30 protein-coding genes are annotated in these 23,873 nt (G+C 69.8%); 4 read left to right on the top strand and 26 right to left on the bottom strand.

The features are described from left to right. Positions 1-332 precede the first annotated feature (332 nt). The 26 genes from ACZ53K_RS40095 to ACZ53K_RS39970 form a co-directional block, all read right to left on the bottom strand. Positions 333-914, bottom strand: coding sequence for a helix-turn-helix domain-containing protein (locus tag ACZ53K_RS40095; RefSeq protein WP_468847309.1), 582 nt, complete (start codon positions 912-914; stop codon positions 333-335). 3 nt (positions 915-917) lie between these two features. Continuing rightward, on the bottom strand, positions 918-5,627 hold the full coding sequence (locus ACZ53K_RS40090; RefSeq protein WP_468847307.1) for a hypothetical protein: 4,710 nt from the start codon (positions 5,625-5,627) through the stop codon (positions 918-920). Positions 5,628-5,801: 174 nt separating this feature from the next. Next, complete coding sequence (locus tag ACZ53K_RS40085) at positions 5,802-6,119, bottom strand: hypothetical protein (RefSeq protein WP_468847305.1); 318 nt, start codon at positions 6,117-6,119, stop codon at positions 5,802-5,804. Positions 6,120-6,286: 167 nt separating this feature from the next. Next, on the bottom strand, positions 6,287-6,463 hold the full coding sequence (locus ACZ53K_RS40080) for a hypothetical protein (protein ID WP_468847303.1): 177 nt from the start codon (positions 6,461-6,463) through the stop codon (positions 6,287-6,289). Positions 6,464-6,525: 62 nt separating this feature from the next. After that, on the bottom strand, positions 6,526-7,686 hold the full coding sequence (gene dnaN, locus ACZ53K_RS40075) for a DNA polymerase III subunit beta (protein WP_468847300.1): 1,161 nt from the start codon (positions 7,684-7,686) through the stop codon (positions 6,526-6,528). Continuing rightward, positions 7,683-8,132 (bottom strand): hypothetical protein, encoded by a 450-nt coding sequence (locus ACZ53K_RS40070; protein ID WP_468847298.1) that lies wholly within the window; start codon positions 8,130-8,132, stop codon positions 7,683-7,685. The genes dnaN and ACZ53K_RS40070 overlap by 4 nt, the downstream gene beginning before the upstream one ends. A 364-nt stretch (positions 8,133-8,496) precedes the next feature. Continuing rightward, entirely contained in the window at positions 8,497-9,051 is a 555-nt protein-coding gene (locus ACZ53K_RS40065) for a hypothetical protein (protein WP_468847295.1), read from the bottom strand. Further along, positions 9,048-10,079 (bottom strand): DUF5131 family protein, encoded by a 1,032-nt coding sequence (locus ACZ53K_RS40060; protein ID WP_468847293.1) that lies wholly within the window; start codon positions 10,077-10,079, stop codon positions 9,048-9,050. The genes ACZ53K_RS40065 and ACZ53K_RS40060 overlap by 4 nt, the downstream gene beginning before the upstream one ends. After that, positions 10,076-10,864 (bottom strand): DUF4326 domain-containing protein, encoded by a 789-nt coding sequence (locus tag ACZ53K_RS40055; protein WP_468847290.1) that lies wholly within the window; start codon positions 10,862-10,864, stop codon positions 10,076-10,078. The genes ACZ53K_RS40060 and ACZ53K_RS40055 overlap by 4 nt, the downstream gene beginning before the upstream one ends. 73 nt (positions 10,865-10,937) lie before the next feature. Beyond that, the gene (locus ACZ53K_RS40050; RefSeq protein WP_468847287.1) at positions 10,938-11,378 is read right to left on the bottom strand and encodes an ASCH domain-containing protein; all 441 of its coding nucleotides are present in this window, start codon (positions 11,376-11,378) and stop codon (positions 10,938-10,940) included. Beyond that, entirely contained in the window at positions 11,378-11,818 is a 441-nt protein-coding gene (locus tag ACZ53K_RS40045; RefSeq protein ID WP_468847285.1) for a hypothetical protein, read from the bottom strand. Before ACZ53K_RS40045 ends, ACZ53K_RS40050 begins: the two co-directional genes overlap by 1 nt. Further along, on the bottom strand, positions 11,815-11,994 hold the full coding sequence (locus tag ACZ53K_RS40040; protein ID WP_468847282.1) for a hypothetical protein: 180 nt from the start codon (positions 11,992-11,994) through the stop codon (positions 11,815-11,817). The genes ACZ53K_RS40045 and ACZ53K_RS40040 overlap by 4 nt, the downstream gene beginning before the upstream one ends. Then, positions 11,991-12,194: a hypothetical protein gene (locus ACZ53K_RS40035; protein WP_468847280.1), complete on the bottom strand. Its 204-nt coding sequence runs from the start codon at positions 12,192-12,194 to the stop codon at positions 11,991-11,993. The genes ACZ53K_RS40040 and ACZ53K_RS40035 overlap by 4 nt, the downstream gene beginning before the upstream one ends. Then, on the bottom strand, positions 12,194-12,496 hold the full coding sequence (locus ACZ53K_RS40030; RefSeq protein ID WP_468847278.1) for a hypothetical protein: 303 nt from the start codon (positions 12,494-12,496) through the stop codon (positions 12,194-12,196). The genes ACZ53K_RS40035 and ACZ53K_RS40030 overlap by 1 nt, the downstream gene beginning before the upstream one ends. Before the next feature lie 79 nt (positions 12,497-12,575). Then, the gene (locus tag ACZ53K_RS40025) at positions 12,576-13,055 is read right to left on the bottom strand and encodes a hypothetical protein (RefSeq protein WP_468847275.1); all 480 of its coding nucleotides are present in this window, start codon (positions 13,053-13,055) and stop codon (positions 12,576-12,578) included. Continuing rightward, complete coding sequence (locus ACZ53K_RS40020; RefSeq protein ID WP_468847272.1) at positions 13,048-13,470, bottom strand: hypothetical protein; 423 nt, start codon at positions 13,468-13,470, stop codon at positions 13,048-13,050. Before ACZ53K_RS40020 ends, ACZ53K_RS40025 begins: the two co-directional genes overlap by 8 nt. A gap of 10 nt (positions 13,471-13,480) precedes the next feature. Beyond that, entirely contained in the window at positions 13,481-14,122 is a 642-nt protein-coding gene (locus tag ACZ53K_RS40015) for a DUF6197 family protein (protein WP_468847269.1), read from the bottom strand. Positions 14,123-14,205: 83 nt separating this feature from the next. Beyond that, positions 14,206-14,346, bottom strand: coding sequence for a hypothetical protein (locus ACZ53K_RS40010; protein WP_468847267.1), 141 nt, complete (start codon positions 14,344-14,346; stop codon positions 14,206-14,208). 34 nt (positions 14,347-14,380) lie between these two features. Continuing rightward, the gene (locus tag ACZ53K_RS40005) at positions 14,381-14,578 is read right to left on the bottom strand and encodes a hypothetical protein (protein WP_468847265.1); all 198 of its coding nucleotides are present in this window, start codon (positions 14,576-14,578) and stop codon (positions 14,381-14,383) included. Between the two features lie 10 nt (positions 14,579-14,588). Then, positions 14,589-15,182 (bottom strand): NUDIX domain-containing protein, encoded by a 594-nt coding sequence (locus ACZ53K_RS40000; RefSeq protein ID WP_468847262.1) that lies wholly within the window; start codon positions 15,180-15,182, stop codon positions 14,589-14,591. A 54-nt stretch (positions 15,183-15,236) separates the two neighbouring features. Further along, complete coding sequence (locus ACZ53K_RS39995; RefSeq protein ID WP_468847259.1) at positions 15,237-15,749, bottom strand: hypothetical protein; 513 nt, start codon at positions 15,747-15,749, stop codon at positions 15,237-15,239. 3 nt (positions 15,750-15,752) lie between these two features. Continuing rightward, the gene (locus tag ACZ53K_RS39990; RefSeq protein ID WP_468847256.1) at positions 15,753-15,923 is read right to left on the bottom strand and encodes a hypothetical protein; all 171 of its coding nucleotides are present in this window, start codon (positions 15,921-15,923) and stop codon (positions 15,753-15,755) included. A 6-nt stretch (positions 15,924-15,929) separates the two neighbouring features. Next, complete coding sequence (locus ACZ53K_RS39985) at positions 15,930-16,160, bottom strand: hypothetical protein (protein WP_468847253.1); 231 nt, start codon at positions 16,158-16,160, stop codon at positions 15,930-15,932. Between the two features lie 123 nt (positions 16,161-16,283). Beyond that, complete coding sequence (locus tag ACZ53K_RS39980; protein WP_468847251.1) at positions 16,284-16,478, bottom strand: hypothetical protein; 195 nt, start codon at positions 16,476-16,478, stop codon at positions 16,284-16,286. 38 nt (positions 16,479-16,516) lie between these two features. After that, a complete protein-coding gene (locus ACZ53K_RS39975; RefSeq protein ID WP_468847248.1) occupies positions 16,517-18,715 on the bottom strand; it encodes a hypothetical protein in 2,199 nt (732 codons plus the stop codon). A 252-nt stretch (positions 18,716-18,967) separates the two neighbouring features. After that, a complete protein-coding gene (locus ACZ53K_RS39970) occupies positions 18,968-19,999 on the bottom strand; it encodes a DUF2637 domain-containing protein (RefSeq protein WP_468847245.1) in 1,032 nt (343 codons plus the stop codon). Between the two features lie 309 nt (positions 20,000-20,308). Between ACZ53K_RS39970 and ACZ53K_RS39965 the strand changes: the two genes are divergently transcribed. The 4 genes from ACZ53K_RS39965 (at position 20,309) to ACZ53K_RS39950 (ending at position 23,820) form a co-directional block, all read left to right on the top strand. Next, entirely contained in the window at positions 20,309-21,055 is a 747-nt protein-coding gene (locus ACZ53K_RS39965; protein WP_468847242.1) for a GntR family transcriptional regulator, read from the top strand. Positions 21,056-21,211: 156 nt separating this feature from the next. Next, positions 21,212-22,630: a helix-turn-helix domain-containing protein gene (locus ACZ53K_RS39960; RefSeq protein WP_468847240.1), complete on the top strand. Its 1,419-nt coding sequence runs from the start codon at positions 21,212-21,214 to the stop codon at positions 22,628-22,630. A 39-nt stretch (positions 22,631-22,669) separates the two neighbouring features. Beyond that, a complete protein-coding gene (locus ACZ53K_RS39955) occupies positions 22,670-23,353 on the top strand; it encodes a RibD family protein (protein ID WP_468847237.1) in 684 nt (227 codons plus the stop codon). Further along, positions 23,350-23,820, top strand: coding sequence for a cytidine/deoxycytidylate deaminase family protein (locus ACZ53K_RS39950; RefSeq protein ID WP_468847234.1), 471 nt, complete (start codon positions 23,350-23,352; stop codon positions 23,818-23,820). The genes ACZ53K_RS39955 and ACZ53K_RS39950 overlap by 4 nt, the downstream gene beginning before the upstream one ends. Positions 23,821-23,873 lie beyond the last annotated feature (53 nt).

The raw sequence follows: 23,873 nt of genomic DNA, 5'->3' as shown, positions 1-23,873 counted from the left end.
AAAAGTGAGGATGTAAGTTACGGGGTTGGAAATGTTTCCCTCCCGACCCGCCGAACCCACAAGCCCAGCAACCACCCCCCCCCCCCCCCCCCCCCCCCCCCCGCGCCTCTGTGCGATCCGCGTTGCGGATCGATGCTCCAGGTAAGGCCATGCGCTTACGCGCATGTGCGCATGGCTGATGTCCATGTGTGTATGCGCATTGACGCATGGCCCTGTTTGCTTCTCGATCATGGTTTGGGGTTGCGCATGTGCGTGTTTGCACATAGCCGGTCATGTAAAAGCCCCTCAATCCATGCCGGATTGAGGGGCCTTGGGCGTTTCCTGAGGTTCTGTTACATTCCGGGGCGTTCTCCGCCGTAATCGCGTAGGAATTCCATAGATGTCACGTCTTCGAACTGGATGCCGCCGTAGTACTGCTCTCCAAGAGCGTCTTCCAGGGCCTGCGTGGCTGCGGCGTCGTCGCCAGAGTTGTAGGCGTCGAGGATCGCGTCTATCTGATCGGGTTCCAGGAAGATCGGGTGGTCGGTATCGCCACCGATGGTGCGTTCCCGTCCCTCGAACGCCTTGCCCGGGGACTTGGCACCGACCTTCGCCGTCATACGGAAGTAACTGCCCTGGTTGCGCATCCGCTGCTCCCGGAGCGGGGAGAGCGCCTGCCGGCGGATCTCTGGAGCCTTGGCCACGGTCTCCTGGATCTTCTGCAAGTTCTCGGGCTTGGGCTTGCTCTTGCCTGAGAACCAGTTCCGGACGGTGGTCTCTCCCTTACCCATGCGCTGTGCGATCGACTTCAGCGAGAGTCCGGCGCCCTTGAGCGCTGAGAGCATGCCGCCCACGTCGTCGCTCTTCGGATGCTTTTTTCCGCGGGTGATCGCCCCGAAGAGCGCGGACGGCTTGTCCCTGGGGGTCTTCGCCATGGGTTACGCCTCCTTCTTCTCTCCGGTGCCGACGAAGGTGAGAACGTCCGCTACCTGGTTGGCGCTCTTGTACTCTGCGGCGAGCATGTCGGCGACGTCGGCCATGAGGGCGGTGCCCTTGATGCCGAACTGTCCGAGACCGGTGCCGATGCGGAAGGACGCGGGGGCGGCGGTGACCGGGTCGGGGTCGTTGGAGGCGAACAGGGCGTTGTCGGTGCCGATGGCGAGGGGGTACCGGCCTTCGGCCGCGGCCTTGTCGAGCTTGCGGGTGAAGTTGGCGCGGGCGAGGGAGATCACGGCGTGCCGGTGGTCGGGCCGGTACAGCTTCCCGGAACCCTTGACCGTGAGCATGCCGGAAGTCTCCCGGTAGGTGGCCTTGAGGGCATCCTTCACGGCGTCGGCGTCCGGGTCAGCCTCGCGCTCGCGCAGCACCTGAACAGCGTCGCGCAGGGTCTTGGCCCATGGCTCGTAGTAGCGGGTCGATTCGTCGTAGACGTACGCCTCGGTGGGGTTGACGGCGTAGCCGAGTTCTTCGGCCACGGTGAGGGTCGGGGTGGCGTACCAGCGGGGGCCGGTGCGGCGGGCTCGGTGGCCGATCGGGTGGAAGAGGTTGGGGAGCAACCGGTCCTCCCACTCTCCGGGGTCGAGCAGCCAGTAGCCGGCGGTCTTCTTGTTGAAGGTACAGCCCTCGGTGATGTGGCGGGGGTCGCCGGTGCCGACGACGACCTGAAGGAAGCTGCCGAGGTACATCATGCGGGCGTCGTAGGAGTGGACGTACTTCATGTCCAGCTCATTCGCCTCGGGGGCGCGCATCCAGGAGTAGTCGTCTTCGGTGGTGCGGACGCGGGCCGGAGGGGGCGGGGTGGGGCTGGCGATCAGGTGCGGGGCGCGGGGGTGCGGGAAGGTCTGCGCGAGATCGATGCCGGTGACGCCGGGGGTGAGGCGGTAGGCCATGCCGGTGTGGTGGGCGTACATACCGATCCGGTAGGCGAGGGTCGCGGGGTCGAGCGGGTACTGGTTCTCCTTCAGCAGCTCGCAGCTGGTGCCGTCTTCCCACCCGACGACGACCAGGCGGACCGTACGGCCGCCGGGTCGGTACGCCGACATCCATGACCGCAGCTCGCCCACGTTCCAGCCCGCGTCCCGCAGCGCCAGGACAGCCTCGTGCTGCTTGGCTGCCTTGCTGCCCTGCTCCGGGGCCTTCTTCGGCAGGCCGATCCTCTCTGCGACGTCCGGCCAGATCCACACCTGTGCGTCGTCCGGCAGGCCGAAGTCGCGGCTGACTCCGAGCCGGAGCGTGGCGCCCCACTCAGCAAGGTCGGCCAGCGACTCAAGCCGCTCGGGGAGCGGGACACAGGTGAGGCGGGAGTCGGCCAGGTGCCCGCCGTTGGCGTCAGCGACGACCGCCGGAGCGACGAACCTGGCAGCCGGGTCCGTGTGCATGTGTGCAGATGTGGGGGGCATGGCCTCCTCCTTCTTCGTCTGGGGTGTGCTGGGCGCAGTGGTGCTCTGCTCGGGTGCCGCCACGACAGCGGCAGGGACGGGCGCGGGCTCAGGAGTACGGGGGGTGGGCAGGCCGACCGTGTCGGTCGGGAGCTCCTGCTGTGCCGGTTCGGCGGGCGTCTCCTGGACGGGGGTGTCGCCCTGGTCGGCGGGCTGGTCCGGGGTGTCGTCGCCCGGGGTGCCGCCATCGTCTCCAGTGGGGCTGGCGGGTGGGGTGCCCTCGGAGAACAGCCAGGCCAGCTCGAACTCCCATACACGGCGACGCTTGTCCTGGATGACGGGCCGGACCTCGGTACGACGGCCGTCCTTGGTGTCCTCCGTCGCCAGCACGCCCGCGTCCGCGAGGGCTTGCGCGACGGAGCGCTTGCCCAGGTTGATGGGGTCCTTCTCCGCGCTCGCCTGCGCTTCGATGGTGGCGTACGCCATGCCGGGGTCCAGCCACACCTTGATGCCGTCGGTCCATCCGAGCGCCACGCCGCGCGGGCGCAGCTCCGGCTCGCTCCGGTTGAAGTCGCTGTTGCTGGCCGGGCGCCAGATCTCCCAGCCGAGGGCGGTGGCCTGTTCAGGGGTGCCGCCGGTGTCGCTGGACACGAGGTGCGCGCGGGACATGAAGGCGGACAACAGCAGGTCGGCGACCCGCTCCGGGACGCTGCGGCGGTTGCTGACGGTGGCCTGCCGCCGCTTGGCCTCCAGCAGCCCCTGCTTCGCGCGGACCCACAGGTCTTCGGCTTCGTCCTGACTCAGGGCGCCGCGTTCGGTGGCCATGTCGAGCATCGCCCGCCAGCCGGCGGCGAACTCGGCGACGGCCTCGGAGTGGCGCAGGTCCTGACCTTCGTCCTTCGCTCCCTCGTGGGCGAACTCCGCCGTGTACGCGGCAATGGTGGTCTTCAGGGTGTCAGTCATCGGGATTTTGGGGGCGTAGTGCTGAGCCATCGCGGCGGTGAGCGAGGCCCTGCCGTGCGCCAGCTCGGGCAGGGACAGCTTGATCAGGGTGCGGATGCGGAATTCGCCCTGCACCAGTGGGATGTAATGCACGCGGTCTTCCGCGCTGCCCGCGCTGGCCGGGAACTCGCCTGTCAGCACGGCGATGCCGCGCGGCTTCAGCACGGAGCGGAAACCGCCGGTCTTCTCGGAGAGCTGGCGGCCGGTGGCGTTGAAGATGGCGCGGATGATCTGGTTGGCGCGCTGCTGTGAGCGCTCCAGCCCGCGGTCGGGGGCGAGGTCGTCCAGCGGCAGCAGGACATCGCCGCCCAGATGGAACAGCTTGGTCAAGGTGGGGATCGTGATGGCGTCCTCGCCTGCCGGGATCGGCATCGCGTTGATGTCGATCCCCGGAATGAAGTGCTGCGCGCAGGCGCAGGCCAGCGAGGTCTTGCCGGTGCCCTTGGTGCCCAGCAGCATCACCGGCCGGTGCACATCGCCCAGAACGGCCCTGTAGGAGGCTCCCAGGAGTGGCGCGGCGATCCGGGCGGGCAGCTCATCCAGGAGGACCACAGATGCCTTCACGGCCTTTCTGAGCGCCTCTGAGGTGGTCGGCGGGGCCGGGAGGACATAGTCCTTGAGCTGGTCCGGGAGCTGAGCGTCCACGCCTTTTACGGGGCCGTTGGCGTCGATCGCGCCGCCGGCGTGCACGTAGATCTGGCGACCATCGATGTTTTCGCGCCAGCCCAGCAGGGCGAAGGCGGACACCGTCTCGGGGTCGGAGACGGCGAGGATGCCGTTGCGCACGTCAGAGCGGCCCTGCGGGGTGTCGGTGTACGACAGGTCGAAGGGCAGGCGGTCGACCCATTCGAGCTTGGTCCACTCCTCGCGGGTGACGCGCTCCACGGTGACGGTGTCGCCGTCCTTGGTGACCTCCAGGTCGTAGCCGCGGGTGCGGGAGCGGGCGGCCGTTTTCCTCTTCTGCTCCGTGGCCGGGTCGGCGGTGCCGGTTTTCCTCGGCTTGTCCGCCGAGCCGCCGGTGTCGAGCGTGTAGAGGCGGGTGACGCGCACGTCGGCGTCAAGGATCTGTACGAAGACGGGCCGGGGTTTCTTGCCCTTGGGCTTGGGGCCGGGGCTGCGCTTGCGCTTGGCCAGCACGCTGTCGATCACGGCGAAGTCGTCGCTGAGGAGGAACGGGTGCGGCTCGTCGCCGCCTGCCCCGCCGCCGGTGCCTCCGCCTGAGCCGCTGTCCCCGTCTCCCGGCCCGCCGGGGCCGCCGCCCTTGCGGTGCGCGCCGAGGTCGATGACGTCGGCCTCGCCGTGGTCCTCGGTCCCGGCCGGTTCGAGGGCGGGAGCGGCCGATCCCCAGGTGCAGGGTACGAAGTCGCCGGTCCCGTGCCCGGCGTTGAGGTGGTCGTGAGCGTCTTTGCCCTCCGCGGCCTCGACGACGTCCAGGGACGTCGCGACGTCATGGAGCGCGGCGCTGACCGCCTTGGCGTGCTGGTATCCGGCCTCGTCACGGTCGGCGACGATGACGACGCGGGCGCCGACGAGGGCCTTGGTGTGCTCGTCGCGCCACTTGGTGGGTCGGTGCGCGGCGGCCGCGCCACCGGGGTTGCAGGTCGCCACGGCTCCGGCGGCTGCCATCGCGTCGGCGTCCTTCTCGCCTTCCACCAGGTAGACGGTGCGGCCTTCGCGTACGGCCTCCAGGACCTCGGGCAGCCGGTACAGGGGGCGGGACGCGTCGGCGGCTGGCCACTTGCGCAGCCACTTGCCGGGGTGGTCGGGGTCGGGGGTGCGGACCGGGAAGTTCTTCTTGCCGCAGCCGCGGGTGCACTCTTCGCGGATGACCTTGAAGAGGAGGATGCCGAGCTCGTTGGTGTAGAGGTACTCGGTGCCCGTACGCCGGAACCGGTGGTCACACGTGGGGGTGGTCTTCGGCTTCGCTTTCGGCGTGGCTTTCTTCGCCGTCTTCGGGCGCGGCCGAAACTCGTATCGGCCCTCCCCGCGCTGCTTCGGTTCGTCGTACAGGTCCGCGAGGGTCATGCCGAGCGCGGCGGTGACGTCGTCGGTGGAGCACCCGGTCTGGCAGCAGACCAGGACACGGCCCGGATTCGGCTTCCAGTCGACGGTCAGGGAAGGGCGGGAGTCGTCGTGGGCGGGGCAGCAGGAGTCGAGGTGATCCGAGCCGCGCGGCCGGGGCCGGCACTGCGCGTCGGTCAGCTTCTCGGTGATCAGGTGAAGGGCGGCACGCTCGTGAAATGCGGCCGATCTGCCTACAGAGCCCATTGTCGGGTACTCTCCGGGTTGTGTACGTGCCCTTCAGGGGCCAGCAGTAAGCCCGGTTACCAGCCGGGTGGATCAGGCGCTCCAGCGGTTTTTGCCGGCCGCTCTAGGAGCGCCTGTCCTCTTTTCTGAGGCCCCTGTCAGGGGTGTGTGCAGTTGTCTGTGCTCAGCCGCGGGTCATGCCACGGCCTTCATCTGGGAGATCCCGCGAGCGGCGTTCTGGTCCAGCTGACGCCGGGCGAGCTCCGCCAGAGCCAGGGCGGCTTCGAGAACCATCGCGGGGTCGGTCTGCATGATTTGTGCGGTGGACGGTGATGCGACATGGGCCCGCAGCACGCGGGCGATCAGCTCGCCTGCTTCCTCCGGGAGTCCGTCCCGGTTGCCCGGCTGGTAGCCGGACTTCCCGAGAATCCCCGAGGCCACAAGCTTCCGGACGCGGGTGTGCGAGGTGCTCGCGCGCTCAGCGACTTCCTGGAAGGTGACCCGTCGTTCCACGGACTTGCCTTGCTGCATCGTCCAACCCCCTACGTCGGGCGAATCATTTCGTTCACGGACGCTACCGCATCACAGCCGTCGCGTGTGCCACGAACGAAAAGATCGGCGTGTTGCCGGGCCCGGGTGGTAAGTCCGTGCCCAGCGCAACGCTCCGACGTGATGGCAGGTCACTTCTTGCTGGGCTCCGCAGGTGTTGCGGCCCGGCGGGCGTTGACGGCGGTGAAGCGGGCGGCAGCGGCCTGGAGCCGCAGCCGCGTCGCGGTCCGGGTGTCTCCGCGTTCCTGCGCCTGCCTGGCCTGTTCGTCCTTGCCTGCGGCGCCGGTGTCGTGGTGGTTGGCTGTCATCAGGTGTCTCCTGTTCGGGTGATCGTGCGGGGCGGCCGGGTGCACCATCTCGGGGAAAGCGGTCACCTCTCGTCGGGCGGGTCGGGGGTGGTCTCGGGGGTCCGGACCGGCATCAGCAGGTAACGCAGTGCCGACCGGTCGGCGCCGGCCGTGTGCAGCAGGGCGGGCCTGTCGGGAGCGACGAGGTTGATCTGCACCACGGCGGTCCGGCAGCGCAGCGCTCGCAGCCCCTGCAGCAGGAAGTGGGGGTTGAAGGCGATCTGCATCGCGCCGCCGGTGACGGTGCAGTCATCCACGCGGTCGGTGAGCTGGGCGGTCTCGTCGTAGCCGCTGCGGATGTGCAGATGCCCGGCCGGGTCGATGTGGAGACGGACCGGGGCGTTGCGTTCCCCCACCAGTTCCATGCGGCTCAGCGCTGCGACCAGCGGACGGCCGGGCACGGTGAGCGTGGTGGCGAACTCGGTGGGCACGATGGTGGCGACGGACGGGAAGAGCCGGGTGTCCTCCAGCGGTTTGCTGGTGAAGGCTGTCCGGTCACTGGAAAGTGCGAGCGGCTGGCCGTCCCGGGCAGGCAGCGCGAGGGAGACGGTCTGGGTGCGGCGCAGCGCGGCTGCGGCGTCGGCGAGCTGCTTGGCGGGGACGACCGTGCCCTGGGGGTGTCGGCGGCCGTTGCGGGTGATCCGCAGCTGCCGGTAGGCGACCCGGTAGCGGTCGGTGGCACACAGCGTCAGCCACGGTCCGTCCAGTTCCACTCGCATCCCGGTCAGGATCGGGAGCGTCTCGTCTTTTCCGGCCGCGGTGGCGACCTGGCGTACGGCGTCGGCAAGGTCCTTGCCCGCGAGCGTGGCGGTGGGCTCAGCCGACTCGGTCAGGGCCGGGTAGTCGTCCACCGGCAGGACCGGGATGCTGACCCGGGCCGCGTCGAAGGCGACGTGCGCCCGGCCGAACTCCACGGTGAGGTCGACGTCGCCGGTCGCGGGCAGGGTGCGGGCCAGATGGCACAGCTTCCGGCCGGGCACCAGAGCCGTGCCGGCCTCCCGTACGGCGGCCGAGATCGTGGCGTGCGCTCCGGCCGACAGGTTGGAGGCGTCCAGGGTGAGGGTGTCGCCCGCGGCCGTGAGCTTCACCCCGGCCAGGACCGGGTGGCCGGGGCGCGCGGGCACGCGGCGGGCGACCAGCCGCAGCACGGCGGACAGGTCGGCGGAGTCGAGGATGAGCTTCATACGGCAGCACTCCTTCGGGATGAGCCGGAACGCGGGGAAGGGATGTCGGCAGCGCGCGGGGCAGGGCGGCCGGGGGCGGTCGTGCCGGGCTCGCTGGAAGGGAGGTCGCGCCACTGCGGGCCGTCCTGCCCAACGCAGTCGACGCCGTCCTCACCAGGGCCGCTGACCGTGGCGACGATGCAGTTGCGGAAGACCACCCCGCCGTCGGACAGGACCTGGAATGCGGGGCATTCGCGCGGGTCCTGGCCGGGGTAGACCACATCGCTGGGCAGGCTGGCCTCGTAGGCGCACGGGTCGTCGGCGACCCACTGCCCGTCGATCGCCAGCTCCGTGTGGTCGACCGTGATGTTGTGACCGTGCAGCCAGCGGGTCAGGTGCTGACGGCCGGCCGCCGCGTCCTCCCGGTCCCACCGCCAGCCGCGGGCGGGGTCGTAGCCGCCGGTCATTGCTGGACCTCCGGCCGTGTGGGCCGTCGGGAGACCTCCTGGGACGCAGGCCACGACCAACCCATGCGCGCACGATGCTTGCCGTCATGGCCAGCAACTCGATTGCACATACGCGGCTGGTATGTGGACGGGACCAGGTGAACGGGTCCGCCGAGGTCGCCGCACTCCCTCTCGCCCGGGGAGGCGAAGTCCTTGAACCAGTCCATGTGCAGGAGAGAGCTGGCCTGGTCCCTGTAGCACAGGTGAGTGATGCAGCTCCCGCACAGTTCGCACTCCGCGCACTGGTCCAGATCCCACGGATCGACCTGCACCCGAAAGTGAGCCAAGTAGCCCTCGTTGAGGCACGGAGTTTCCCAGGGGCGGCTCACGCGGCGTCCCCCGCTCCGCGAACGAGTTCGCCGTAGAAACCGCTGGCCTGCTCGATGTCCCGGCACACCCAGTCGCAGCGCTGGCCGGTGAGCGGGTTGCGGATCTCCGAGCCGGTACGCGCCTGCTGGATACGGTGCTCCTGCGCGTGCAGCTCCTCGGCGGTGGTCCACGCCATGTCGCGTGGTGTACGCCGCGGACTGCGGGTGCAGCCGACGAACAGACGCTGCGCGAGGGAAGTGATCGGATTGGTCCAGTCGTCACGCCGCTTGGACTGCGCGTACAGCCAGCGGGCGAACGTCGCCTCCAGCACCTGCTCCGGCCGCTCATCTCCGCCGCAGCAGGTCAGCACCGCGTACCCGTTGTCGTCGATGAGGATCGGGGCAGCCGAGCCTCGGCGCCGGGGGTGCACGTACAGCAGCCCGTCACGGCGGATGCGGATCTCTTCCCGGCAGGCGCCGCACCGGCCGTAGTGCGGCAGCGGCACGGGAACCGGGACACGCTCCGGCCAGGTGATGCCGCTGCTGGCCGACGGGACCGACGGACGCGTCATGACGCCACCCCCGGGAACGCGTCATGGAGCCGTCCGTCCAGGAGGCGGCCGGCCGCCTTCTTGCCGACGCGGTGCATCTCCCACCGGTGGCCGAGGTCGTCGACCGGGTCCCCGACCAGAAGGTTGCGCCGGTCTGCCGGGCGGCCGATGGCCGTCCGGCCGGTGGGCGCCCACTCCCCCCACTGCTTGAACAGGTACGGAACGCGGCTTTCCCGGCACTGATCGCGCAGCGAACGCGCCCAGTCGGGACTCATCGGGCGTGCACCGCGGCCGGATTCACCGCCGCAGATCACCCAGTCCAGCTGGCGGATATAGCCGGACTCGCAGCGGCTATCGGCGCAGCGGGCGCACGCCTCGTCGTGTCCGTAGCCGCCGCAGCAGACGCAGGTCCGCCAGATGTGATCGCTGATCCATACGGGGCCGAGCAGCGGTTCGCAGGACAGGAACCGCACGGCGGCCGGCGTCTCCAGCAACGCGGGGATACGCAGGTCCGCGGCCTTCTGGTGCTCCACCGACACCCCCAGCCACACGTGGGGCAGAGGAGCGGCGAAGTGGCTCCACCACTGCGTGCGGTACGCCTGGCGCCGGTAGCGCGGCAGGCCGGGGGTGGCCTCGTCCCCGACGAGGGTGTCCTCGGCGTCCTCGCACAGCGCACGGAAAGCGGAACTGGTCAGCAGGGACCGCATCCGCGCGTGCCGCTTGGTCAGCACCTGGTACGTGTGGTGCGGGGTCAGCGCCATCACCGCGAAGACCTTGGCGATGTACGCATCCGGGATGTCCTTGTGGAACAGATCGCTCACCGAGTTCACGAAGATGCGGCGGGGCCGACGCCAGCGCAGCGGCAGCTCCAGCGCCTTCGGCCGCAGCGTGACATCGAACCCGGCCTCGAAGTGATGCCCGGCGACGCCCCGCCAGCGTTCGGCGAACGTCTGCGCGTAGCAGTGGTCACATCCGGCCGAGACCTTCGTGCAGCCCGTGACCGGGTTCCACGTGGCATCGGTCCACTCGATCGTCGTCGTGGTCGTCACAACGCCACCTCCGCGTCGGCGAGCTGGGCAAGAAGTCGGGCATGGCAGGGCTGGCCGTCGGGACACCAGCACCCGAGGACCTTGCCGCGCAGACCGGACAGCTCCCGCTCCAGGAACTCCGGCCGCCGGCGCAGCCAGTCGCGGTACTTCGCGACGGCCGCCTCGGGATCGCCGCACTTGGCGACCTTGAAGGGATTGGCGAGCGGGTGGCCGTGCAGGCGCCAGCCGCCCTGGTACATCGGACGGCCGACGTACACGAACCGGCAGGAGGACAGCAGCGGGTCGCCCTGGCGTCCCTTGAGGCACACCACGCGCGTGCACTGCGGGTGCGGTCCGCACGGGCAATGGCACAGCGGGCGGCAGCCACGGTCGGCAAGCCAGACCGGGACGAACAGCGGCGGCGGCCCGGTCCGGAACGCGGCCGGGGCCCGCAGGCGGGTCTCCGGCTTCGCGGCGAGGAGGGTACCGCCGCGCGCGAAGTGGGCGCGGCAGCGGTCGTGGTGGCCGTCGGCGCACCAGGTCGGCATCTGGCAGGCGCAGGCACTCTCCCAGTCCTGGTCCGGGTCGCACCACCACTGCCGCTCGTTGGCGAGGTGGAAGTCGGCGATGACGTGCTGCTCGATCCAGGCGACGGCGTCCGGGCCCATCGGCTGAAGGACCCGGCGGCGGAACAGGCCAGGTGCGGCCAGGGGCCGGGCGGCCGGGCCCGCCGCGGTGGCGGGCCCGGCCGACGGGAGGTCGGTGGTGAACAGGTCGAGCTGGCCTTCGCCAGCGCGGCGCTTCACCGCGTGCTCCCGGTGTGGTTGGGGCACAGGTCCCGGCCGTCGCGGGTGCGCCGCCAGCCGCGCTGCTTCTCGGTCAGCACGGCCCCTCCTGGCGCAGCATGCGGGCGGCGGTCTCGGACAGCTGCAAGCGGACCCGGTCCAGCAGTTCCTGCGGGGGCTCCCACAGGCTGCGGACGCGGCCGGGCCACCAGGGCACGGGCAGCGGCAGCGCAGTGACACGGTCCAGGACCAGATGGAAGGGGCCCACGTCGGTGGACCAGACGGTGCACCGACCGTCGTCGACATGGCAATCGGTGAGCCGGGCCACGGCCAGCACGGAGGCGAAGTCGAGCTGCAGTCCCCGTGCGGCCTCGGCGACGGCGGGACCGTGGCGCCTCTCCACGGTGCGACCGGCGTGCAGCAGCACGGTGCCGCGGTAGGCGGTCGACCAGCGCTTGGCGACGACGCGTTTGCCGGCGTAAGCGATGATGGCGGCCGTGGGCTGGGACACGGTCAGGGCCCGCAGGGTGCTCATCACCGGCCCTCCCAGGTGACGACGTGCAGCCCGGGGCGCCCCGGGCCGTTCCCGCAGCGGCGGTCCACCGCGTCTTGGGCGAGGCCAGTGACCGGCGTCATCCGCCCGTCGTCGTACAGGCCTAGCCGCAGGTTGAGCTCATCCGTGGACAGCAGCGCCAGCTGGGCGTCCAGTACGCCGATCGCCTGCAGGGCCAGCTCGTCAGGGACCTCGAAGTACCCGGCCACACGCCCGGCATCGGGCCCGGAAACCTGGGTGATGGTGATGGCCACGTCCGGGTAGGGGCTCGCGGGCAGCAGCTGCCTGACCACCGCGATCAGACGAAGCAGGTGGCCGGCGATCCGATCCGCGCTCGGCACCTGCACGGCCGGACGACCCGCCCTCCGGGCCCGGCGCACAGCCTCATCGGCCTGCGACTCGGGGGTACGGAAGTCGCTCACGATTCCCCCTTCGGCACGATCTTGAACACGTCACCGTGCGCGGCGTACACCACGTGCACGTCCTCACCGGCGGCACGCAGCACCTCGACGGTCGCGTCGAGGATCGGCAGCGAGCGGGTGCTGCCCGCAGGCAGCTCGCGCGTCACGGACATAGCCGGGCGGATTGCGGTGCTCATGCGGGCACCGCCCGCGTGTCGGTCGGCCGGACGACGACGTACTGGTCACCGTGGGCCTGGTAGTGCACGTGGGAGTCGGCACCGCTCAGCTCCCGGTCCAGGTTCGCGGCTTGGGATGCGGCGAGCGAGGAGCTGGGCTGCTTCGCGGAGAACCGGTGGACGGGGACGCAGCGACGGCCGTCGCAGTTCTGGCAGGCCATCACGACTCACTCCCTCGCCGGGCAAGCCGCTCCGAGAGGCGCTCGACATCGGCGAGCAGCCCCTGGTGGGTGTAGGCGGTGGTGTCGGCGTCGACCATGTCGACCAGGAGCTGGCCGACGCGCTGTTCGGCCACCTCGCGTTCCGCTGTCAGGTGGGCGATCTCCGTTTCCAGGGCGACGATCCCGTCGGACAGGGCGGTCAGCAGCCAGGGCTCGGTGTGCCCGGCGAGAGCCGCCAGGAGCTGGCGGAGCCCGGTCGTTCCCGACGGACGGGTTGCTACGGCCACGGTGGGTGTGGTCATCTCGGTGTGCCTCCTTGAGGTGGGCGCGCCCCGGGCTTTGCCGGCAGCGGGGCGCGCCATTGCGTGAGGTGTTGTGCGGTCAGCTGGTGCGGGGGCGGTCACCGCTGGCGATCCGCTTCATGAGGCGCGCGTACCGGTCCGCGGTGGTCGTGCCGTCTTCTGCGGCGAGCGCGTTCTTGACGGCGTGCAGCGCCTCGGTGGTGCTGCCGACGCCCGACTCCCATTCGGTGATGATCTGCTCGGCCCGGTCGCGCTTGGCTGCCAGGTGTTCGGCCGAGCGCCGGTGGAAGCCGGAGAAGAGCTTCACGGCGGTCAGCTCCTCGGCCAGGCTGGCGTTGGCGGCGCGGGCCTGCTCCAGCTGCCCGATCAGCCAGCGGACGTCGTCGGGGGCGTGGGCGATGAACTCGCCGTTGCGGCTCGTCGGGGTCGGCTCCCAGTAGTCCGCGATGGTGCTGTGGTCGCCGCTGCTGATCTCGGCGAAGTCGGGGTTCAGGTGCCACGGCCCCGGTGAGGCGGCCCCGGTACGGGCCTTGATCTGTGCGAGGCGGTCGTCAGTCACGGCCTTCACCACCCCCGGGGTGCGGGATGGGCTCCCTGCTCCACAGCGCGACCGGGTCGGGTGTCCAGCTGTCGAGCCGGTACAGGTCCAGGACCTCGATGAGCAGTTCGTCGGTCTCGTGAGTGGTGTCGTCAGGGTCGCGGACCAGGACGCGGGGCGGGCAGGCCAGCCGGTCGTGGACGGACAGGCGGGTGGCCGGAGCGTCGTCGGGGTCGACGTCGTCGCGCAGGCTCCAGATCTGGCCAGGTGCGGCGACCATCAGGGGGTCGCCGTTGCTGGCGCGTTCACACACCAGACGCAGGGCCAGGCCGGCCTCCAGGTGGTCCTGGTGGGCCAGGTCGTCGGCCCGGTCGCGCAGGAACGCGGCGGCGCCTTCGGGGCCGAGGATCAGGTCGAGGGGGAGGGTTTCGGGCATCGTCGTCACCTCAGTCGCCTGCGGCGCGGGCACGGGCGGCAGCGGCCTTCAGGCCGGCGTGGATGGTGGTCTGCTGCCGTCCGGGCCGGTCGTTCCACAGGTGGATGCTGCGGGCGCCGGTCGTTTGCTTGAGGTAGTCCGCGGCGCGGCGGGCGTCGTCGTCGGTGCCGAAGCCGGAGCGCAGCAGCTGACGCTGGGCTCCGATGACGCACACGCCCCGGTCGGCTTCGACGAAGTGCTGCACCCACCCGCGGCCGTGGATGTAGTCGCTGGTGGCGTGCAGGAAGTCGCTGGCATGGACCGGCTGGCCGGGGTCACGGGCAAGGAGGCGTACGGCAATCGCCACGGCGCCGCCGACAGCCAGGGCCGTGCCGTAGGCGGCGGCCTTCAGCAGCCACCAGGCGGCGCGACCCGTGTAGCGTCCGGCCATTTTGACGGCCGTGTCGGTGGCGGAGGCGGTGGCCGGGTCGGCGGGGGCAGTGCCCACGACGATGCCAGCCTGCGCGATCAGTGTGTCGACAGAGGGCAGGGTGATGTTTTGGTGCCTGGTCAGCTCGTACGCGAGAGCGTCGGCATACACCTGGTCAACGGCCTCAGCAGTGGCGCGAAAAGCGGCCGGCGCCTTGGGGGCGGCCAATGGTGCGGTCATCATGGGGGGACTCCGGTTCTCTGTTCGGGGGATTCGGGGTGCGGGGCGGTCGACGGTGTGCAGCCGGGGCGACCGCCCCGCTCGGGTCAGCCGTTCTGGGAGTCGTCCCAGTCACGGCAGTAGGCGCAATGACCGCACCCGCCACACGCCCGGTTGTTCGGGTCGTTGCAGGTCGGGCAGTTCTCGCCCTGGCAGCAGTTGCAGTCGTAGGTCCAGTCGTGGGACACGAGGGTCGTCTCCTTACAGGCTTGGTGCCGGTGGTCAGCCAGTGATGTCGCTGAGCAGTCCGTGCTTGTCGACGGCGGCGCGGGTGCGGCACCGGCCGCAGACGTGGACGCGGGCGCCGTGCTGGTCGGGGCTGATGGCGGTCATGGTCTGGCTGCAGCAGAGCAGGTCAGCGTCGGTGCCGACCTCGTCGCCGGGGCTGACTTCGACGTCGTAGTCAGTGGTGATGGGCATGTCGTTCCTCTCAGCGGCGGGCGTTCTTGATGTCGTCGTCGGTGGCTCCGGCGGCGTGGGCGTAGCGGCGCAGCATGTCGGCGGCGTAGGCCGCGTGGTCGGCTTCGGAGCTCTCGTGGCCGTGCTCGTTGACGGTTTCGATGAGGTTCTGAACGCCGATGGCAGCGATGTCGGCGGCCTGATCGGCGTGCCGGCGGCGGGCATCGCGGAGGATTTCGCCGTGGTCGAACGCGAGGTCGCCGTTGCCGAGTTCGGTGAGCGGCACCCATCGCACGGTGGCGGCGTCGTCCCCGGCCCTGGCCGTGGTGTCGTCGGGCACGGTGACCGCGTAAGCCACGCTGACGTACCGGCCGCGCGGGTCGCGGTCGGGGCGGTCGTAGGTGCCGATCGGGACCAGGCCGTCCGGCGAGACCTTGACGCCGGTCTCCTCGGCCAGCTCCCGCACGGCGGCGGCCCGGGAGGTTTCCCCCGCGTCGACGTGTCCGCCCGGGAAGGCGAGCCGGTTCTGGTACGGCGGGTAGAGGCGTTCGATCAGGAGGACGTCGTCACCGCGCAGGCAGACGACGTCGGCGGTGTAGCGGATGGTCTCGGCAGTCTCGGTCATCGGGTTTCTCCCTGATGCGTGTGGTGGGAAAGCGGAAGGTGGAGGCGGAGGCCGTCAGAACGGCGGTACGGCTGTGCTGACGGGGCCGCAGTGGTGTGCGCAGCTGGTCGCGCCCGGGGACGGCGGTTCGCGTGTCAGGTCGTGGACCGCTTCCAGGAGCTGCTCTTCCGTAGTGACCGGGGCCTGGCGGTAGCCGCGGCCGCAGGAGCACGGGCCGATGAGCAGCAGCACTTCGTAGGTGGTGTGCTGTTCGTGGCACAGCCAGATGCCGTCGCCGAGGTGGGCCACGGCGCACGGGCCCGTCCCCCCGGGCACGGCCGGGTAGCCGGTCCAGTGGTGGCCGAAGAGCACCGCGCCGAGCGTGGCGGGGTATTCGTGGGTGACGTGGTCGGCGGCGGCGTAGGCGGCCTGCTGGCGTTCCTCCTGCGCCTGGTAGTAGGCGATCACCGTGCGGTGGGCCTGGTGGACGGTGGCCTGCTCGCGCAGGTGGGCCAGGGGGCTGGCGCCGTCCTGGGGCAGGAGCGTGTCGAAGGACCGGGTGGCGAGCGTGGTGATGGTGTCGTCCATGGCTCAGTCCCCTGTCGCTGCGGTGTGGGCCGGGCCGGGAATCGTGCGGGCGGGCTGCGGGCCGGTGCTCTGCCCGGTGTGCGGGTCCGTCGTGAGCGTGAGGACCAGGACGGGGGCCGCGATGAGCACCAGGACGGCGGTGCGGGCCCGCTGCGGGAGCTGGAAGAAGAGCACGGCGCCTCAGCCGTCCTTCTTGCTGCCGTGCTTGACCTGCAGCTGGGCCTTGCGGGTCTCCGCCGCCTCCCGGGCCCGGATGGCCTCGCGCTCCCGGGCGTTCTGCTGGACCCGGTCGATGATGCGGCCGGTGTGCTGGAGCGACTTGCCGCGGCCCCGGCGGACCGCCCCGTACAGGACGGCTCCGGTGAGTTTGGCGATGTCGCCGGCGGTGTAGTCGGGTTCGTCGTTCGCCATGACGTTCTCCCTCGGTTCCGGGGGCCGGCCTCGGCTGGCCGGGCGCCCTCAGCGGCACCCGGGCCGGGTGCCGGTGGGGGCGTCCGGCCGGATGCCCGATCAGGCATCCGGCGGACAGTCCGCCTATTTCTTCTGCTGCTCGTTGACTCCGGTGATGACGGAATCCGAGCCCTTTTTCACCTGCTGGCCGAAGTCGGTCTGTGCCACGTAGAGTCCGAGGCCGATGGCGATGATGATGATCCAGGCTTTGGCGGCCCGGAAGGCCAGGCAGAGGCCGACGACGAGGGCGAGGATCACCCAGACAGGAATGTTCAGCATGACGTCCTCTTTCTGAACGCGAGTCGGTTTTCCAGCGGCTAGTTGGTTCCGGCACGCGGTGCCTGAGCGCGCCATTCCCGGAGATCTACCGGACGCCATGCGGGCTGAGTACCAACCCGCGTTTCGCCGGAAATTGGCCGCCGCCTGCGACTCCGCTCAAAATTGTCTTTGGTGATTTTCAGGAAGGCCGCGCCCTCCGCGATGCCGATGATCATTTCCTCGGTGCTGCTGTCCCCCGGGGGGACAGACGGGCCGGTCTCCTGATCGTTTTCCTGGCAGGAGTCCGAGGCGTCCCCGGCGGCCTTTCCGAGCGCAGGAAACTTCTTTTCCTGGCTTTCACCAGCGGCGTTATCGAATTTGATGAAGGACACGGCGGGCAGGCCGGGCCACTCTGCGCTCGCGCTCCGGCCGGGGCCGGACTGTCCGGGGACACTCGGGACGATCTTGCCGGGTGAAGTGGGTACGTCCCCCGGGCGGACAGTGGCCGACTGTCCGCCCATCAGTTCCCTCAGCCGCTTGGCGCGCTCCGCGTTCTCGCGCTCCGCAACCTCGATTCCGGATTCCGCGCGGGCCCGCGCCAGGTCGTCGGTAGTGCGGGCGAGCTGGATTTCCTTGATGTGGTCCACGCCGATACCGAGAACTGCGCGTCCCTTTTTCATCGGAATGGACCTCTTGGCGATCCCGGGGAAAAGCATGACCCACGCGGACCGGGTCTGCGGGCCCGATGCGATACGTGCCATGCGCTGGTCACGGCCGTCCGAGTCGATGAAGACCGGCAGGTTCGCCTGCTGCGCCAGGTCGAGCATGTACATTCCTGCGGCGCGGGACTGCCACAGGATCTTCTTCTCCTGCCGCAGGGTGAGCGGTACCCCCTTTTCGCCCTGTGCCTTGGCCAGGTCACGCAGGTCCGCGACGTAGGAGCCCCGTTCATCGTTGACCAGGAACCACGGCTGGAAATAGGCGAGCGGGTTTTCCTTGATTTCCGGGTATTTCTCGATGAGCCTGTAACGCTCTTCCATCTCCGCCAGGAAGGTGTAATTGGTTTCCTGCCAGCCCTCCGCCGTGGTGCGGATGGTGACGTTCGGGAGATCCCCGAAGGCGGAGATGTATCCGATGCGCTTGGGGTCGTTGATGAACGCCCTTGCGCCATGACCCAGGACGTGGGCGAGGTAGACGTTGGCCAGCGTCGTCTTGCACCAGCCGGTCGTCGCCGACACCACGGTGTGCGGCGTGAGCTCGGCCAGCGGCAGCATCTCCCAGCCCTCTGCCGACTTGCCGATCGGCACCTCGGTCACCGGGAACTGGTGGAACGCCTCGTCGTCATAGACGACGCTCGCCGGTGGCCGCTTGGGGTGCTTGAACTCCATCGTCAGCTCGGCTTCGTGGTGGGTGCCCTTCCAGGGGCCCTCCGGCAGCCGGGCCTCACCCAGGCGCTTCAGCTCCGCCAGCGACGGCTTGTTGATGAGGCCGGCGTCGAGCTGGACCAGGACACGGGCGTTGTCTTCCTCCAGCGGGATCCGCAGCATGGGCACGGCAAGGCGCCCCAGCCGCTGCTCCAGGCCCTCGGAGATGCGGCGTGCGAGCCGGGTGACACGCGGGTCCAGGGCGATCGGGTACCAGGTCAGGCGTGCCTTCGGGACGGCGATCCAGCGGCGCGGGTCGCCGGCGTCTCCCAGCAGTACCGAGGCGCCCTGCGCGAAGACGGCCATGGTGCGCTTGAACACGCGGTCCTGGACCAGCCGCAGGCCGCGGTGGACGACCACGGCAATGACCATCAGTACGGAGACCGTCAGCGTCAGCAACGGCAGCACCGACAGGAAGTAGCTGTACGCCGCGGCTGCCCAGCGGATCGCCATCCGCACGTAGCCGGGCGCCTTGGCCCAGCGGGTCTTCGGGATGCGCTCGCCGCGGAACATCGGCTGGTTCTGCGGCCGCTCCGGCGCCGGCCGCGACCAGGAGCTGCCCCACGGGCCCGGCTCGGCGAAGACCAGGCCGCCGGTGACCAGCCGCCACAGCGGCGACAGGCCCTTGCGCAGCTTCTCGTTGAACAGGCACGCGATGCCGAGGGCCAGCGCGCAGGTGCAGCCGAAGCCGAAGGGGGTGGTGAACGCCCACTGCAGGATGCCGGGGACGGGGCTGCCGGTGGTGTCGGCCGCCGCCAGGACGGCCGTGGGGTCGGTGTGGGTGAAGGCCGGGGGGATGTGGGCATCGGTCTCGGACAGTGCGAGACTGGGCATGACGAACCTCGCTGTTGTGGGTGAGAGTGCGTCCCGGGCCGGAGGGTGGTCAGACCCGCCGGTTCCAGGTGGGCGGGCCATGAGCCCGCCCATCTCCATTTGTGCTGGCTGCGGGTAGCGCAAGTGCGCATGTGTGCAACCAGGGGGAGCGGGGCGGCGGGCGGTCAGACCCGCCGGTCCCGTACTGCGTTGTGGGTGAGTGATCTTTTTGCCGTCGGGCGGTGGTCAGACCGCCGTGGGCACGTGGGGCGCCTAGCCGACCGGCGCCAGCTCGCGGGGCCCGATCTTCCGGGCGACCTCGTAGGCGTAGGAGCGGTCCACGTCCTTGCCGCGCTCGGCACACCACTCCACCGCGCCCGGAGCGTCGATCCGTCCCAGGGCCTTGAAGGCCATCTCCAGCGCCTGCCGCTTACTCATGTCCTCCGGCAGCCGCTCCAGCCGCTCCAGCTCCTCCAGCTGCTCCTCTTCCTCCTTGACCCGGTAGGTCTCCCACACCCGGTCCAGTGCGTCCTCCGGCCGCTCCAGCCCGTAGCGGACCGCCACCGACCAGGCGCCGAACGTCTCACGCGGGTAGCGCAGCCAGCGCACCAGCCGGAACTTCGGCAGCGGGTTTTCCAGCGCGCCCGACGCCCGCAGCACCGACCGGCGGATCTGGCGCAGCACCACGTCCCACAGCGCCCACGTCACGAACGACATCGCGCCGTAGTACAGGGCGGCGGCCGCCGACCCGCCCGGCTCCGTCTGTGCGTGGTAGTAGTTCGCCACCATCGAGCCGCCCACCAGAAGGAGCGTCAGGAGCCGCGGGCCGGCCGACGAGTCACGGCTGACCACCGACCGCAGCGCCAGCGCGGCACACACCATCGCCGCGATGTCCAGCGACACCGGCACACCGAAAGCCACCGGCACACCGAACGGCAGCTCGCCCGTCATCCCCAGCGTGTCCCGGCCGAAGCCGACCAGGCCCCGCCACGACATGGCTGCCGTGATCAGCACCACGACGGTCATACCGACGTAGCCGATGATCGTGACGCGCTTCTCCTGCGCGGCCAGTGCCCCGCGGGTCTCCTGCTCCTCGGCCGACGGCTCCCCACCGGCCCCCACAGGCTCCCCACCGGGCCCCTCTTCAGCGACGCGGGCCACCGGGATGTGCCCGTTCGTGCCGCCCCTCCACCGGGACGTACTTCCCCGCCACCGCGAAACGCCGGCTACCGCCGCGCCGCCTTCGCCCCCGGCGTTGCTGCCCTTGCCCATCCGGTTCAGTCCCTTCAGATCCTGCTCCGTCATAGCCCCATCATCCCGCGTCAGAGGACGCGCACATGCGCAAGTGCCCATCGACGCAAGTGCGCGGTTGCCCATGGCCCACAAAAGCAGCCCACAGGCAGCCCACACCGACCCCACAGGAGTCGTGGCCTGGCCTTCCGACCACTCACAGCGAACCACGACCGCGCTAGCGCGGTCAACTTCTGCGCTAGATTCAGGTACGGATGAGGTGTGGGTGGCGAGAGTGGCAAAGCCAGCGGACCGCGCTAGCGCTGTTGGCCACTTACCTAGCGGGGTCTTAGGGTTGGTAGAAGTCGGATCGAAGAGGTGACAATGTCGGGCAAGAAGCCCCCCAAGTACCAGCAGATCGCCAACGCCCTCCGGGCCTCTGTGCAGGCCGGCGAGTTCGGCGACGGCGATCGACTTCCCGGCTTTCGGGAGCTGGCAGCCCAGCACGGTGTGGCTGACATGACCGTGCGGCAGGCGATCAACGTGCTCAAGGCCGAAGGGCTCATCGAGGCACGTGGAGGATCCGGCAACTACGTACGCTGCTTCGCTCCGATCCGTCGCCATGGCATCCAGCGCCTTGCCAAGGAACGCTGGGGCTCCGGCGCATCGGTCTGGTCGACAGATGAGAGTCGCGAACTCGTTGTCGACCAGCTGTACGTGGACGAGGTCACTGCTCCCGCGCACATCGCGACCGCTCTCCATCTGCAGGAAGGAGAGACTGCCTGTCTTCGCTCCCGACGTTTCGTCGTCGCCGACCGACCGGTGCTGCTCTCGCGTTCCTTCCTGCCGCAGGCCGTAGTCACCGGGTCGGCGATCACCCAGCCCGACACGGGCCCCGGTGGCACGTACGCCCGACTCGCCGAGCTCGGCCAGACCCCTGTTCGTTTCCGTGAAGAATTTCGTGTGCGCGCACCCTCGGCCAAGGAAGCCGAGCGCTTGGAGCTGACTGCCACCAACCCGGTCATCCAGTTGGTGCGTACCGCATGGACCGCTGAGCGCCGGGTCATCGAGGTCAACGAGATGGTGCTGGACGCCTCGGTCTACGTCTTGGACTACGAGTTCGATGCGTAGCGGCGTCGGCATGCTTCAGCTCTCCCTTCCGGTTGTGCGGGACCGGCGCTGTGACCGGATGCACAACTAGGCTTGCCCGTGGGTGAGCTGGATTCCAGATATGGCATGCAGCCACATGGAGCCGCTTGAAAGCTTCATCGGGGAGGGCGGGAACCCTTGGGACAGAAGCCGATCGACCTGAATCCGTACGAGAGCGTGGAAGCGTTCCTCGGCTGGCGGATGCGCACCTGGCGCGGCAAGCAGCCCGGCCTGTCGCTGGGGAAATTGAGCAAGAAAATCACGTTTCATTCCACCTATCTCGGGCGTTCCGAGCGGGGAAAGCAGCTGCCGACCCTGGACGTGGTGCGCGCCTACGACCGGGCGGTGGGCGCGGGCGGAGAGCTGGTGCGGCTCCGCACGATGATCGACCAGGGCGTCGACATCCGGTGCCAGCCGCTCCCGGATGAAGCCAAAACCGTGCCCCATGAAGCCAAAGCACCGGGCGCTCTGGAGGATGATCCGGCAGAACGGACACCGTGGGAGGACGGTGAGGAGATTTCTCTCCCCGCCTTCCACGACGGAAAGGTCATCTTCGTGTCCGTACCCCGCCGCGCCTTCCTCGGTATGGGCGCAGCGGCAGCCCTGACTGCTGCCGCGAGCCCACCCGCCTTCGCCGCCTCCGGCGGTTCCCCACTGCTGGCCCCCGACATCAACCCGATCCAGCACCTGCAGGACATGCGGCGGGTCCTGATCGACAAGGACAACCTGTTCGGCCCCCGCTCGGTGATTCCCACCGTGACGGACCAGATCGCCATCATCCAGGAGCTGCGGAAGACCCGGACCGGCGCCGACCGGCGCGAGCTGATGCAGATGCAGACGCAGTTCGCCGAGTTCTGCGGCTGGCTCCACCAGGACGCGGGCGACTTCCGTGCCGCCCAGTACTGGACCGACCGGGCCCTGGAGTGGTCCTACTCCAGCGGCGACCCCGACCTGACCGTGTACGTGCTGGCCCGCAAGGCGCAGCTCGCCGGCGACATGAACGACCCGTTCCTGGCGATCGACAACGGGGAAGCCGCGCAGAACATGGCCCGGCCCGACACCAAGCTGCCGGCGGTCGCCGCGGTGTACGCCGCGCACGGCTTCGCCCTCCAAGGCGACGCACCCAGTGCGCAGCGCTCCTACGACCAGGCGCTGCACCTGCTCGGGGCGCGGGATCTGGATCCGTCCTCCCCGTGGGGCGTGTGGATGGACCCTGCCTACATCGAGGTGCACCGCGCACGCAGCCTCGCCGTTCTCGGTCAGCACCAGAAGGCCGCCACAGGGTTCCGGCACGCGATCCGCAGCCTGCCGTCCGGCTACCACCGCGACCGCGGCGTCTACCTCGCCCGCGAGGCCATGGCCCACGCTGGTGCGCGCGAACCGGAGCAGGCCGCCCGCACCGGTGCCGACGCCCTGGCTGTGGGCGCCAGCACCGGGTCCGCCCGCATCCTCACCGAGCTGGCCTCACTCGACACCGCCCTGGCCCCGTGGCGTACGGTCCCGTCCGTGGGCGACTTCCACGACGCGCTCAGGAGCACCATTCCCCACCAGAAATAGATCCGCCCGCCGACCCTGCTGACCCAGGAGATGCCTGTTATGCCTCGTCCATACGTCCTGCTGAGCGTCGCCACCTCCATCGACGGCCACATCGACGACACCAGCCCCGACCGTCTACTGCTGTCCAACGCCGACGACTTCGACCGCGTCGACCAGGTCCGTGCCGACTGTGACGCCATCCTCATCGGTGCCGGCACCATGCGCGCCGACAACCCCCGCCTCCTGGTCAACAGCGAAGATCGGCGTGCCGCCCGCGTCGCCGCCGGCAAGCCGGCCTACCCGCTGAAGGTCACCGTCAGCGCCTCCGGTGACATCGACCCGGACCTGAAGTTTTGGCACCACGGCGATCAGAAGGTCGCCTACACCACCGACGCGGGAGCGGAGAAGCTGCGCGACCGCCTCACCGGCCTGGCCGACGTCGTCCCGCTCGGGGAAACCGTCGACTTCGGCAAGCTGCTGGACGACCTGGGTGAACGCGGCGTCGAACGGCTCATGGTCGAAGGCGGTGGCACCATCCATACTGCGTTCCTCTCCCAGGGCCTGGCCGACGAAATCCACCTCGTCATCGCGCCGCTCGTGGTCGGCGACTCCGAGGCTCCGCGGTTCCTCAACCCGGCCGCCTACCCCGGCGGCTCCACTCGGCGGATGACGCTGGCGGAGGCCAAGACAGTCGGCGACGTAGTGCTGCTGCGCTACCTGCCTAAGCAGGAGAGCGGCCAGTGACCAAGCACCCTTGGACGGACGCTGACGAGATGTGGATGCGCATGGCCGTTGAGCTAGCGCATCACTGCCCGCCGGCCGAAGGCGCCTTCAGTGTCGGCGCGGTCATCGTCGACTCCAATGGAGACGAGGTCGCCCGCGGCTACTCCCGCGAGGCCGGCGACCCTCACGTCCACGCGGAGGCTTCGGCCCTGGCCAAGGTGAGCAGTCCTGAGAGGCTGCGCGGAGGCACGATCTACAGCTCGTTGGAACCGTGCAGCCAGCGCCGCCACCCCGTGGCCACGTGCACACAGCGCATCCTCGAATCGGGCCTCACCCGCGTGGTCATCGCCTGGCGTGAGCCGAGTCTGTTCGTCGACGACTGCCAGGGCTTCGAGATGCTCTCGGCTGCGGGACTGACCGTTGTGGAGATCCCTCTGTACGCCAGCGGCGCCCGCGAAGCCAACGCTCATCTGCGCCTTCGCTCATAGCCGCGAATGCGCAGATGCCCACGGCCCGTTGCGCCGTGGGCATCTGCGCATTC

The sequence above is a fragment of the Streptomyces sp. NPDC033221 genome (assembly GCF_055577005.1).
The sequence above is the reverse complement of the archived record's forward strand: the minus strand, read 5'-3'. Positions and strand labels throughout refer to the sequence as shown.

Excerpts from the sequence above, each read along its gene's own strand:
- ACZ53K_RS40095 (WP_468847309.1), bottom strand. The coding sequence starts at position 914 with ATGGCGAAGACCCCCAGGGACAAGCCGTCCGCGCTCTTCGGGGCGATC.
- ACZ53K_RS40090 (WP_468847307.1), bottom strand. The coding sequence starts at position 5,627 with ATGGGCTCTGTAGGCAGATCGGCCGCATTTCACGAGCGTGCCGCCCTT.
- ACZ53K_RS40080 (WP_468847303.1), bottom strand. The coding sequence starts at position 6,463 with ATGACAGCCAACCACCACGACACCGGCGCCGCAGGCAAGGACGAACAG.
- dnaN (WP_468847300.1), bottom strand. The coding sequence starts at position 7,686 with ATGAAGCTCATCCTCGACTCCGCCGACCTGTCCGCCGTGCTGCGGCTG.
- ACZ53K_RS40070 (WP_468847298.1), bottom strand. The coding sequence starts at position 8,132 with ATGACCGGCGGCTACGACCCCGCCCGCGGCTGGCGGTGGGACCGGGAG.
- ACZ53K_RS40065 (WP_468847295.1), bottom strand. The coding sequence starts at position 9,051 with ATGACGCGTCCGTCGGTCCCGTCGGCCAGCAGCGGCATCACCTGGCCG.
- ACZ53K_RS40050 (WP_468847287.1), bottom strand. The coding sequence starts at position 11,378 with ATGAGCACCCTGCGGGCCCTGACCGTGTCCCAGCCCACGGCCGCCATC.
- ACZ53K_RS40040 (WP_468847282.1), bottom strand. The coding sequence starts at position 11,994 with ATGAGCACCGCAATCCGCCCGGCTATGTCCGTGACGCGCGAGCTGCCT.
- ACZ53K_RS40035 (WP_468847280.1), bottom strand. The coding sequence starts at position 12,194 with ATGGCCTGCCAGAACTGCGACGGCCGTCGCTGCGTCCCCGTCCACCGG.
- ACZ53K_RS40030 (WP_468847278.1), bottom strand. The coding sequence starts at position 12,496 with ATGACCACACCCACCGTGGCCGTAGCAACCCGTCCGTCGGGAACGACC.
- ACZ53K_RS40020 (WP_468847272.1), bottom strand. The coding sequence starts at position 13,470 with ATGCCCGAAACCCTCCCCCTCGACCTGATCCTCGGCCCCGAAGGCGCC.
- ACZ53K_RS40015 (WP_468847269.1), bottom strand. The coding sequence starts at position 14,122 with ATGATGACCGCACCATTGGCCGCCCCCAAGGCGCCGGCCGCTTTTCGC.
- ACZ53K_RS40005 (WP_468847265.1), bottom strand. The coding sequence starts at position 14,578 with ATGCCCATCACCACTGACTACGACGTCGAAGTCAGCCCCGGCGACGAG.
- ACZ53K_RS40000 (WP_468847262.1), bottom strand. The coding sequence starts at position 15,182 with ATGACCGAGACTGCCGAGACCATCCGCTACACCGCCGACGTCGTCTGC.
- ACZ53K_RS39995 (WP_468847259.1), bottom strand. The coding sequence starts at position 15,749 with ATGGACGACACCATCACCACGCTCGCCACCCGGTCCTTCGACACGCTC.
- ACZ53K_RS39985 (WP_468847253.1), bottom strand. The coding sequence starts at position 16,160 with ATGGCGAACGACGAACCCGACTACACCGCCGGCGACATCGCCAAACTC.
- ACZ53K_RS39980 (WP_468847251.1), bottom strand. The coding sequence starts at position 16,478 with ATGCTGAACATTCCTGTCTGGGTGATCCTCGCCCTCGTCGTCGGCCTC.
- ACZ53K_RS39975 (WP_468847248.1), bottom strand. The coding sequence starts at position 18,715 with ATGCCCAGTCTCGCACTGTCCGAGACCGATGCCCACATCCCCCCGGCC.
- ACZ53K_RS39970 (WP_468847245.1), bottom strand. The coding sequence starts at position 19,999 with ATGACGGAGCAGGATCTGAAGGGACTGAACCGGATGGGCAAGGGCAGC.
- ACZ53K_RS39965 (WP_468847242.1), top strand. The coding sequence starts at position 20,309 with ATGTCGGGCAAGAAGCCCCCCAAGTACCAGCAGATCGCCAACGCCCTC.
- ACZ53K_RS39955 (WP_468847237.1), top strand. The coding sequence starts at position 22,670 with ATGCCTCGTCCATACGTCCTGCTGAGCGTCGCCACCTCCATCGACGGC.